Raw genomic sequence first — 12212 nt, 5'->3', positions numbered from 1 at the left:
GACTCCGGCCTTTTTAGCAGGAATAAAATAAAGTCTCACAGGGATTAGGGTTATTTAAGGGGCTCGTTATATTTACTAATAAAGTTAAGCGATGATTATATTTAAGATAGTTAAAACAGGCATAAGCCATTGTGCCGCATTGTAAGTGTTTGGTTATATTTAGGTAAATTTTACTAATTTAAATCTGCAATATAACGTTAACGTATCCTTTTGCTTCTTTAGGATTTTCGCCACTGGTAAAGGCTATTGGCACAGACTAACTTGTTTTTATCCAGCGTCTGCCATTCGTTTTTAACTCTATTTAAAGCTTTGAGGTTAATAGGGTTACGCTGAATAAAAGCCTGAAGTCTGGCAAAGAGTGGCGCTATTATTATTCTTATTTCACCTGTATTCCATTTATTTACCTGGCTCTTATTGATTATTTTATAGCCGCTCCTCTTGTTACAAATTATTATCTGCCCAACCGGGTTTCGGGCCAAAAAATCAGCGCATTTTTGCGACGCTGGTCGCTGCGTGCTGGTAAAAAGTAAAATTTTTCTTTACTTTTATCTGGCGCCACTTTACTCATATTTTATGAACAAGGGGATCCACATGGCGTATTCAGGCTCAGGCCGCGTCACTATCGTGTCGTTAACAAGCGGACAGGTACTCGCTCAGCTTTCTGGCATCGATTCTCAGGTTTATGCCCTCAGCGAACCCGGTATCGTTACGCTACAGGGCACGCCTACGCAAATTTCTTCCTGGACAAAGCAGGAGGACGATCTGATCCTGCAGCAGCAGGACGGCACCACAACCCGTTTCCAGCAGTTTTTTAGTGTGGGCAACGGCACCAGCCAGCTTGTTTTCCAGGACGGTTCGGTGTCGCAGAAAGTACAGCTAACGGTGGGAAATGCTCTTAGCGAAGGCGTGACGGCGCTTACGCCAGTGTGGAATACAGCACAGGAAACCTCAGCAGCCTCAACGCTTAGCATCAACCATCAGTCCACCTCAGAAGCCGTTGCCGCTGCCACACAGAATACCGGCGAACCGCTCGCCAGTCCGCGGCCCACCATCGACACGCCTTTTGGCGACGGCTGGCTGAATAGGGCAGAGAAAAACGAGAGCGAGACGCTGAGTGGCACCACCGGCGTTACTGGTGAAGGCCAGAGAGTTAGAGTGGTTATTGGCGGCGTGGCCCACTGGGCCGAGGTCACCGACGAGGGCAACTGGAGCCTGACGCTGACGCCGGCAGATTTGAAGCAGGGCTTTGGCGATGGCAAGCACGCTATTCAGGTAACCGCTTTCGATGCGGCGGAAAACAGCGCCACCATCAATGCCAGCTACACCGTGGATACCGTTCCGCCCCGGCCCACCATCAACACGCCGTTCAGCGATGGCATCCTGACTTTAGCAGAGAAGCAGCAGGACGAGACGCTGACCGGCACCACCGGCGTCACCGGCAGCGACCAGCGGGTAAGAGTGGTTATTGGCGGCGTAGCCCACTGGGCCGAGGTCACCAGTGAGGGCAACTGGAGCCTGACGCTGACCCCGGCGGATTTGAAGCAGGGCTTCGGCGACGGCAGGCACGCTATCCAGATCACCGCTTTCGATGCGGCAGATAACAGCACTACCATCAATGCTCATTACACCGTGGATACCTCGCCACTGGCTGTGACCATTGACAGTCCCTCCGACGATGGCCGCATCGACCTCAATGCGCTGACTTCGGGTCTCACCATCAGCGGGACGGCAACGCCAGGCACAGCGCTTAATGTCACCTTTGGCGCGTTCAACGATCCTCACTGGAATCTGAACGTGGATAGTTCAGGCAAGTGGGCGGTCACGCTGACCCAGGCAGAGCTGCAGGATCTGGCACCCGGCGACTACGCTATCAAGGCCACGGTTACCGATGCGCAGAACGTCAGCGCCAGCACCGAGCTGGACGTTAACTTCTATGATGTGAACGTTACGCCGACCCTGACGATTGGGCTGGTGACAACGGATGATATCGTGTCGGCGCAGGATTTAAGCCAGCCGCTGGAGCTTAACGGTACCGCCAGCGGGTTCGCGCCCGCCACTAATATCGTGGTGAAAATCGGCGACAGCGTTTTTTATGGTCTGGTGGACGGCGCCACCACCTGGCATGCCACTATTGATGCCGATGCGGTTGCAGCCATCGCGGACGGCAGATACACGCTGGAGGTCAGCGCGGACAACGGCACGCAAACCGCTTCCGCCGACCGCAATATTATTCTTTATACTCACGCCCACAGCAGTGACCCGACGCTAACATTCAATGAGCTAACCGCCGATGACCTGGTAACGCGTGACGGCGTGCAGTACTACGAGCTGAGCGGTACCTATACCGAGGGCGCGCTGCCGGCCAGCAACGTGTCGTTATACGGCGGCACTCTGCTAAATTATTATCCGTTAACTATCAACAATGACGGCACCTTCAGCGTCGAAGTGCGAGCCGATCAAATTACCTCGACGGCCAGCTTCCACGTTGACTATAACGATATCATCGGCAATGACGAGCAGTCCCTCCAGTATATCCATCTGCCCGATCTGCCGGGTGAGCTCGGCGATCCCGTCGCTACGCCGCATCCGATCATCGATACGCCGTTTGGCGAAGGCGTGCTGACGCTGGCAGAGAAAAAAGAGGGCGAAACGTTAACTGGCAGTACCGGCGTTACCGGTAGCGGCCAGTCAGTACTGGTTGTTATTGGCGGTAAGCCCCATGCGGCAACGGTCACCAAAGAGGGCAACTGGAGTCTGGAACTGACGCCGGCTATCCTGCAGGAAAGCGGTTTTGGCGAGGGCAGGCATCAAATCTATGTCAAGGCCACCGATGCAGACGGGCACTCCGCTTCGACCACCGTCCCTTATATCGTGGATAATTATCTGCCAACGGTTACCATCAACGACCTCTCCGCCGACAACAGAATAGATCTCACCACGGTCAATTCCGATCTCACTATCAGCGGCACGGCAACGCCGGGTGCCAATGTGTACGTGACCTTTGGCGCCTTCAACGAGCCTAACTGGAGCTTTACCGCCGACAGCACCGGCCAGTGGTCGGTAACGCTGCCGGAAGCGGATGTCCAGGCACTGGTATCGCAGCCGGGCAATTACGCTATCAAGGCCACGGTAACCGATGCGCAGCACGTCAGCGCCAGCACCGAGCTGGACGTCAACTTCTATGATGTCAACGTCACGCCAGCCCTGACGATTGAGCCGGTTGCTACGGACGATATAGTATCGTCGCAGGATCTCAGCGTGCCGCTGGAGCTTAACGGTTCCGCCAGCGGCCTTGCGCCCGGCACGGATGTGGTGGTGAAAATCGGTGACAGCACCTTTTACGGTCAGGTGGCTGGAGGAAGCTGGAACGCCACTATCGATGCCGATGCGGTCAAAGCGCTTGCGGATGGCAAATACACGCTGCAGGTCAGCGCGGATAACGGCACACAAACCGCTTCCGCTGACCGTGATGTGACGCTTTATACCCATGCCCACAGCAGCGACCCAACGCTGACCTTTAATGAGCTGACCGCTGATGATGTGGTAACGCGCGACGGCGTGCAGTACTACGAGCTGAGCGGTACCTATACCGAAGGTGCGCTGCCGGTCACTGATGTCAGCCTCTACGGCGGTGAGACGCTGAGCTACTACCCCCTCACCATTGCGGCGGATAACACCTTTAAGGTGGAAATTCCGGTGGTTAACTACGGTTCGATAGAGTTTAACGAGCTTGCCGTTACCTACAATGACATCGTGGGCAACCCGCAGCAGAACCTGCGTGACGTCGTCCTGCCGGATGCGCCGTCCGCAATCGAGGACACAGCCAGCTCATCCGCAGCATTAGTCGATGACTCATCTGCGGCGGCTGGTGCGGCGGAGGAGAACAGCACGGATGTCGCCACGGCGCAAAGTAGCCACGGCGATAGCGCTACGCAGGCTACCGGTACGGAAGGTAACGATCATTTCACGTTCTCTACTCTGGATCTACTCAGCAATCTGAACGGCGGCGCTGGTCACGATACGCTGGAGCTGAGCGGATCTCATGAAGTGCTGGACTTCGCCTCGCTGGGTCTGAAAGTCAGCAGCGTGGAAACCATCGATCTCGGCGCGTCCGGCAGCAACAGCATCACGCTGGGGCAGAAAGATTTACTGGCGCTGACCGATAATGCCAGCGAAGCGCTGACCCTGAAAGGCGCGGATGGCAGCACGGTAACGCTAAGCACTGCCGAAGGCGGCGTCTGGAGCGATGCCGGTCAGCGCACGGTCGATGGACAGCAGTTCGAGCTATACCATAACTCAGCCGCCAGCCATGAAGGCACGCTGGCGGATGTTTTAGTGCAACATAATCTGCAGGTTCAAACAGCCTGATAAGTCTGGCCGACGCGGTAATCCGCGTCGGCTTTTTTATGGCAAAAGGAAATAAGGAAGATGGTGCCAAGATGAAGAAAGTGTGGGTATCTTTGTGCCTGGCCGCAGCCTGCGGCACCGTGACACAGAGCGCGCTGGCAGTAAAACAGCAAAAAGTGGCGTTTAACTGGCGCGCTGCGCCAACCGAGGAGCAAATTTCAACGCTGACGTTACGTGAGGCGATTCTCCGGGCCTTTGCCCGCAACCCGAAAATTTCCGAAGCCGCTGCGCAAATTCGCGTGGGCGAGGCCGATCTGGATGCCGCTCAAAGTGCCTGGTATCCACAAATTTCCCTTAATGCCACCGGGGGCAGCTCGCAGCAAACCTATTCTTCAGGCACCGTAAGAAATAAAGGTTCCGGCGGCATTACTCTTAGCCAGCTGTTATGGGACTTTGGCCGCACCAACGGCGCCATCGACGAACAGCATGAGCTCTCCGATGCTTACCTCTATGCGCTTTACGACTCTATGACCACCGTAGCGCAGGACACTTTGCAGGCCTATCTCCAGGTTAAGCGCTATCGGGCGCTGGTGGAGGCGGCGAAAAACAACGTTGCCTCGCTGGAACATGTTAAAGACATCGCCCATATGCGTGCCGACGCCGGACTAAGCTCACAGTCGGATGTGCTACAGGCGGAAACCCGCATTGCTGGTATGCGTGCCACTATGGAGCAGTATCGGGCATCAGAGCGTTCGGCGCTGGCGCAGCTCACCGTGCTGACCGGCGTGGTTCCGTCGGATTTACCTGAACTACCACAGTCCTTGCTGAAACAGCAGGTCACGCTGGATAAAATTGCCTATGAAAATAGCGCTGCCGTGCGCAGCGCGGAGGCCAAACAGCAGGCGGCAAGAGAACGTGTCCGCCAGGCCTCATCCAACCACTGGCCAACTATTAAAGTGCTGGCGGGACGGACTCGCTACGAAGGTAACAGCACCACCAACTCCTACTGGGATAACCAGCTACAGCTACAGGTCGAAGCGCCGCTCTATCAGGGCGGGCTGGTCAACGCCAAAACCCGCGCGGCAGAAGGCGACCGCGAAGCGGCCCAGGCTGCCGTCGAACAGTCTAAACTCGATATTAACCAGAGCGCCTCTACCGCCTACGCCGATATGATCGGCGCGCAGCAGCGGCAGGCCGCAGGTGAACAGCAGTTAAGCAGCGCCGACCATACTCGTTCGGTCTATGCCGATGAATATAAATTAAACAAGCGCAGCCTCAACGACCTGCTGAGCGTTGAGCAGGATGTCTTTCAGGCTGACAGCAGCCGTCTGACCGCGCTTTACGACGGCTGGGACGCCACCGTGCGCTACGCCGCCGCCGTTGATAATTTGCTGGATATTATGGGCATCGATCGTGAAGCCACCAGCGGACAAACCCTGCCATCGCTCTGATGCCAAACAAGATAAGGCTGTACTTATGACCAAAACCGCGAGCACCGAAAACTGGATTGACGCCATGCTGCGCGTGGCGGCGCGCTTCGGCAAACCGGCGGACGGCTCTACGCTACGCCAGCAGATGCGCTGGTTTGAACATCTCTCGCCTGCACAGCAGCTGGAAAGGCTGGCCGGTCTGCTGGGCTTACACCTGACCATGATGCCGCGCGACAAAATTCGCTGGCGACAGGAAGTGACGCCGGTAGTGCTGATTATGGAAAACGGCAGCGTGGTAGTGGTGGAAACCATCGATGCCGAAGGCAAGGCGCGCTACTGGCTGAGCGACGGCGGCGATGTAGTGCGGGAAAGCGAACTTTCGCTATTGCTGGCGCAGAGCAAAGAGCAGGTTGGCATCGTCGGCGTGGCGGCGCGCGGCCGCGACGCACGCATCGACGAGTTCGTCAAGCCCTATAAAAAACACTGGTTTTGGGAAAATTTTCGCGGCATGGGCCGCCGCATTATGGAAATCTCGCTGGCCTCCGTGGTCGGCAACGTGCTGGCGCTGGCTGGCATCCTGTTTTCGATGCAGGTTTACGACCGCGTTATCCCGGCTCAGTCGCAGCCGACGCTCTGGGTGCTTTTTGCCGGGGTACTGATTGCCGCAGCCATTGAATATATGATCCGTCTGATGCGTACCCAGGTTTCCGATCTGATGGGGAAACGCATCGATTTAAAAGTCTCCTCTATGCTGTTTGCCCGAGCGATGAACATCCGCAACGAGGCGCGGCCCAAATCCACCGGCTCTTTTATCTCGCAGCTGCGGGAAATCGATCAGGTACGCGAGCTGTTGACCTCTACTACCGTAGGCGCGGCGGCAGATATGCCTTTCGTTATTCTGTTTTTGTGCCTGATGTTCTTTATCGGCGGACCGCTGGTAATCATTCCGCTGCTGGCGATCCCGCTGATCGTCATTCCGGGCCTGCTGGTGCAGATCCCAATGGCGAAGCTGGCGCAGCAGGGGTTGCGTGAGGGCGCGTTACGTAACGCAGTGCTGGTAGAAACCATTGAAGGGGTGGAGGACATCAAATCCCTGCAGGCGGAGCCTTACTTCCAGCGCCAGTGGGAGCAAACGCACGAGGTCAGCGCCACGATCGGCATGCAGCAGCGGCTGTGGGGCGCAAGGCTGACCGGCTGGGCCTCTACCGTGCAGCAGCTCACCTACGCCAGCATGCTGGTATTCGGTGTCTATCTGGTGCTGAACGGCGATATCACCACAGGTACGCTGGTCGCCAGCAGCCTGCTTTCCTCACGTACCATTGCGCCGCTGATGCAGCTAACCATGGTCTTTTCCCGCTGGCAGCACGCCAAAACCGCCATGAAGGGGCTGGATGAGCTACTGAAAAAACCGCTGGACCAGCCGGAAGAGGGCGAGATGGCGCATTGTCCGACGCTGACCGGCCATTACGATCTGCGCGGCGTGCAGTACAGCTACGATGAAGAAAACGTGAAAAACGTTGTCACGATTAACCAGTTACAGATCAAGCCGGGCGAACGCGTGGCGATTCTGGGCAAGGTGGGCGCGGGCAAATCGACATTGCTGAAACTGCTGGCCGGACAGGCGATGGCGACGCAGGGCAAAGTAATAGTGGATGGCGTGGACGTGCGGCGTATCGATCCTGTGGATCTGCGCCGTCAGCTTGGCTGGCTTTCACAGGATTCGCGCCTCTTCTTCGGCACGCTGCGACAAAACCTGATGCTGGGTAACCCGCACGCCAGCGAACAGGAGATGCTCCAGGCGCTGAAAGTCAGCGGCGCGTTAAGCCTGGTGCAGCAGGACGCCGCCAGCCTGGATCGCATAATCAACGAGGGCGGGCGCGGCCTCTCCGGCGGTCAGCGACAAATGGTAATGCTTAGCCGCATGATCCTGCGCCAGCCGCAGGTGGTGCTGATGGATGAGCCGACCGCCTCCATGGATGAAGCGCTGGAAGATTACGTTATCCGCCAGATGAAAGAGTGGCTGTCGGGACGTACGCTGGTGCTGGTCACGCACCGGCCAGCGCTGCTGAAGCTGGTGGACAGGATTATCGTCATGGATAACGGCCGTATTATTGCCGATGGCCCGCGCGATGAGATTTTACGCGCCGCCTCCGCGCAAGCGGTAAAACAAACTGCCGGACAGGGAGACGCAGCATGAGCCTGATACTGATTGACCGTAGCCTGAAGCGTAATGAAAGGCGCACTTCCGCTATTATCTGGCTCTGCGCCGCCGCGCTGGTCATCTTCTTTATCTGGGCGCATTTCGCCATCCTGGACGAAGTCACGGTGGGCACCGGCAAGGTCACGCCTTCCAGTCGCGCGCAGGTAATTGAAAGCCTGGACGGCGGGATCGTTAACCAGCTTAACGTGCACGAAGGCGATATTGTGGAAAAAGGCGAAATCCTGGCTCGTCTGGATCCCACGCGCTTCCAGTCCAATTTTGGCGAGGCCGCGGCTAAAGCCCGTACGCTACGCGCTTCGGCAGAACGGCTGCGCGCCGAGCTAACCGGTGCGCCACTGGAGTTTAGCGCAGAAACATTAAAAGAGCCGGAGCTGGTAGCGCGTGAAACGCAGCTCTATCAGTCGCGCCGCCGCAACCTCACGGAAACGGTCAGCAACCTTACCCAGTCGATGAAGCTGGTGCAGGACGAACTGCGTATGACTGAACCTCTGGTAGCGAAAGGCGCAGCGGGGCAGGTAGAAGTAATCAGGCTGCGCCGTCAGATCAGCGATCTGCGCGGCAAAATCGATGAGGCGAAAAATGACTATGCGGTGCGCGCGCGTGAAGAGCAGGTCAAAAACAACGCCGATCTGGATGCCCAGCTTCAGGTACTGACCGGCAAAGAGGATCAGCTGACTCGCGCCACGCTTTACTCGCCGGTGCGCGGTATCGTTAAGGATATCCAGGTTACTACGGTCGGCGGCGTCTTACAGCCGGGCGGCAAACTGATGGAGATTGTGCCGCTGGAGGATCAGCTGCTAATCGAAACCCGCATCAACCCGCGCGATATCGCTTACATCCGCCCAGGCCTGCCCGCCGTGGTAAAAATCACCGCTTATGATTCGTCAATTTACGGCAACCTGAGCGGCGAAGTAGAAACCGTGTCGCCAGATACGCTACAGGACGAGGTCAAGCGCGACCAATATTACTATCGCGTTTACGTCCGCACGCAGAAAGCGGAGCTGGTCAATAAGGCTGGTCGAAAGTTTCCGATAGTACCAGGCATGGTGGCGAACGTTGAAATTAAAACTGGCCAGAAATCGGTAATGGATTATCTGATTAAGCCGCTGAATAAAGTCAAAGAGTCGCTGCGCGAAAGATAATAAATAACGCCGCTGAATAGTGAATAAGATAAATATCTCCGCAGGGGAAGTATTCATTATTCGGCGGTTTTTTTTACCTGACAGCTAACCGGAAAAGATAAAATTGGCTGCGGTCCGGTAAGCCAGAGGCAAAAAAAAAGCCGAACACAGGTTCGGCAGAAAATTAGGGTAAAACAACTCATTCGGGGGATGAATGAAGGTAATAATGAAATAAAATGATGATAGCGAAAGTATTATATAACCACTCTGCTACTTCGGTTTATCATTCAGTGCTTACCTGAGTAACATTTCATAAGTTGATAAAACATTACCTTAGCATAAAGACTTGACAAAGCGTGCGCTATTTTTACCACTCTGTGCGGCTTTAATCCTGCCTGTTAGTATCATTTTGCAATATTTAATTTACATAATGAAACACATTCCGAAATTTAGTATCATTTTCTTTATAGATTATTACTGACTGGTCTCTAACATGTGGGTGCCGTCTGAATTTTCGACATTCGGCGCGCAGTGGCAAATAAGGCTTATAACAAGAGGGTAATAAAAATGAAACTTCGCGTTCTCTCACTGATGGTTCCGGCAATGCTGATTGCCGGCTCCGCAGGCGCCGCAGAAATCTATAATAAAGACGGGAATAAACTTGATCTGTTCGGCAAAGTCGATGGTCTGCACTACTTCTCTGACAACGACGGTTCCGACGGCGACCAGTCTTACCTGCGCTTCGGCTTTAAAGGCGAAACCCAGATCAGCAACGAACTGACCGGCTACGGTCAGTGGGAATACCAGGCGGCGCTGAACACCACCGAAAACGAAGGTACCGCTAACAGCTACACGCGTGTGGGCTTTGCCGGTTTGAAATTCGGCGACGCGGGCTCGCTGGACTACGGTCGTAACTACGGCGTGGCTTATGACATCGGCGCATGGACCGACGTACTGCCAGAGTTCGGCGGCGACACCTACGGCGCGGATAACTTTATGTTCCAGCGCGCCAGCGGCGTAGCGACCTACCGTAACAACAACTTCTTCGGCATGGTCGACGGCCTGAACTTCGCTATTCAGTATCAGGGCAAAAACAACAGCGGTTCCGAGCTGGATGGCCGTGACGTGCTGGCACGCAATGGCGACGGCTGGGGTCTCTCCACCACTTACGATCTGGGTTCCGGCTTCGGTATCGGCGCGGCGATGTTCAGCTCTGATCGCACCAACGAGCAGAACAACAACACAAACGGCATTCTGGGCAACGGTGACAAAGCTACGGCCTATACCGGCGGCCTGAAATATGATGCGAACAACATCTACCTGGCGGCGATGTACACCCGCTCCTACAATGCGACCCGCTTCGGCGACAGCCGCACCGCTGGCGATATCTACGGCTATGCCAACACCGCGGATAACTGGGAAGTGGTGGCGCAGTATCAGTTCGACTTCGGCCTGCGTCCTTCTCTGGCCTTTGTCAGCTCACGCGGCTCCGATATTGAAGGCTACGGCTCGCAGAACCTGAAAAAATACGTTGATGTAGGCGCGACCTACTACTTCAACAAAAACATGTCTACCTACGTTGACTACCAGATTAACCTGCTGGATGACAACAACTTCACCGACAACGCCGGTATCAATACCGATGACGTGGTGGCACTGGGCCTGGTTTACCAGTTCTGATTGCAGTGGGAGCGCCTTGCGCGCTCCCGCATCTTTCTTCCCGCCTGTTCCTACGCTTATCCCTTCACTGCACGCTTTTTCAACGGAAACGTGGACGATTGAGCTGTCTGGTATGCGTCTGCTTGTAATGCTTGTAGCCGGCAAAGATAATCAACGCAACACAGACGAAAGGCAGCAGATAGTAGATCATAAAGACCTCCATTAGTGCGGCAACGGTGCCGCGATAAAGTGGGTAAAACAGATATACTGAGTAGCATCCACCAGAAGATCAAGCCTGCCCGGCCCGGCAAAACGCTGCATTTTCGACCATTCAGGGCCAGAATAAGTATCAAGGTAGTTTGCGTAAATGAAGAAGAAATGGCTCTACTTTCCTGTTATGGCAGCATTTATTCTCCTTTCCGGTTGCGATAATCCTCGTGAAAGTCCCGGCGCTTCCGCGCTGGTGCTGGAAGGACGCACTATGGGAACATTCTGGAGAGTCAGCCTGGCCAATGTCGACGCTTCACGCCAGGAAAAGCTGCAAAAAGCGGTGCAGAGCCTGCTGGACAGCGACGACCAGGAACTCTCCACCTGGAAGAAGGATTCGGTAATTTCTCGCTTTAATCAGTATCGCGGCAGCGAGCCGCAACCGGTCAGTGACAATATGGCGGATATCGTCACTATGGCGCTGCGGATCGGGCAGAAAACGGCCGGGAAAATGGATATCACCGTCGGGCCGCTGGTTAATCTGTGGGGTTTTGGGCCGGTTAAGCAGCCGAAAGCCACGCCGACGCAGGCGGAGATCGAAGCCGCCCGCGCGCTGACCGGCTTGCGCCATCTACGCGTTATCCAGCGGAGCGAAGGCGCTTATCTGCAAAAAGATCTGCCGGATCTCTATGTCGATCTCTCCACGATGGGGGAAGGTTTCGCTACTGACCATTTGGCGCGCCTGATGGAAAAAGAGGGCATTAATAATTATCTGGTTTCTGTCGGCGGCGCGGTGCTGACGCGCGGCCACAACGCGGAAGGCAAAGCCTGGAAAGTGGCGATACAGAAACCCACAGATAAAGAAAACGCGGTACAGGCGCTGGTGGATTTACAGGGCCACGGCATCAGTACTTCCGGCAGCTACCGCAACTACTATGAGCTGAACGGCAAACGCATTTCGCATATCATCGATCCCACTACCGGCGAGCCGATCCAGCACAAGCTGGTTTCCGCCACTGTTATCGCTACCACCGCGCTGGAAGCAGACGGTTGGGATACCGGTCTGATGGTGCTGGGCGAGGAAAAAGCCAAAGCGCTGGCGCTGCGCGAGCATCTGGCGGTCTATCTTATCGCCAAACAGGGCGACAGCTTTACCAGCTGGATGTCACCGCAGTTCAAAGCCTTTATCCTGCCGGAGAAACCGTAACTTTAACCAGCCGGTCGCCG

6 protein-coding genes are annotated in these 12212 nt (G+C 55.5%); all 6 read left to right on the top strand.

Annotated features, from left to right (window positions below; translation table 11 throughout):
* The first annotated feature begins 591 nt into the window (after positions 1 to 591).
* The 6 genes from ACETPC_RS05490 to apbE all read left to right on the top strand — a co-directional run bounded on the left by ACETPC_RS05490 (position 592) and on the right by apbE (position 12192).
* The gene (locus ACETPC_RS05490; RefSeq protein WP_380179369.1) at positions 592 to 4368 is read left to right on the top strand and encodes a BapA prefix-like domain-containing protein; all 3777 of its coding nucleotides are present in this window, start codon (positions 592 to 594) and stop codon (positions 4366 to 4368) included.
* 71 nt (positions 4369 to 4439) lie between these two features.
* Positions 4440 to 5798: a TolC family outer membrane protein gene (locus tag ACETPC_RS05485; RefSeq protein ID WP_380179367.1), complete on the top strand. Its 1359-nt coding sequence runs from the start codon at positions 4440 to 4442 to the stop codon at positions 5796 to 5798.
* A gap of 25 nt (positions 5799 to 5823) precedes the next feature.
* On the top strand, positions 5824 to 7974 hold the full coding sequence (locus ACETPC_RS05480) for a type I secretion system permease/ATPase (RefSeq protein WP_380179365.1): 2151 nt from the start codon (positions 5824 to 5826) through the stop codon (positions 7972 to 7974).
* Positions 7971 to 9140, top strand: a complete 1170-nt coding sequence (locus ACETPC_RS05475; RefSeq protein WP_380179363.1) for an HlyD family efflux transporter periplasmic adaptor subunit — start codon at positions 7971 to 7973, stop codon at positions 9138 to 9140. The genes ACETPC_RS05480 and ACETPC_RS05475 overlap by 4 nt, the downstream gene beginning before the upstream one ends.
* 546 nt (positions 9141 to 9686) lie before the next feature.
* Positions 9687 to 10799, top strand: a complete 1113-nt coding sequence (gene ompC, locus ACETPC_RS05470; protein WP_380179361.1) for a porin OmpC — start codon at positions 9687 to 9689, stop codon at positions 10797 to 10799.
* 346 nt (positions 10800 to 11145) lie between these two features.
* Positions 11146 to 12192: an FAD:protein FMN transferase ApbE gene (apbE, locus tag ACETPC_RS05465; protein WP_380179359.1), complete on the top strand. Its 1047-nt coding sequence runs from the start codon at positions 11146 to 11148 to the stop codon at positions 12190 to 12192.
* Positions 12193 to 12212 lie beyond the last annotated feature (20 nt).

The sequence above is a fragment of the Pantoea sp. sgz302252 genome (assembly GCF_042610525.1).
GTDB lineage: Bacteria > Pseudomonadota > Gammaproteobacteria > Enterobacterales > Enterobacteriaceae > Erwinia.
Note: the sequence above shows the minus strand (reverse complement) of the source record. Positions and strands in the feature narration are given on the sequence as shown.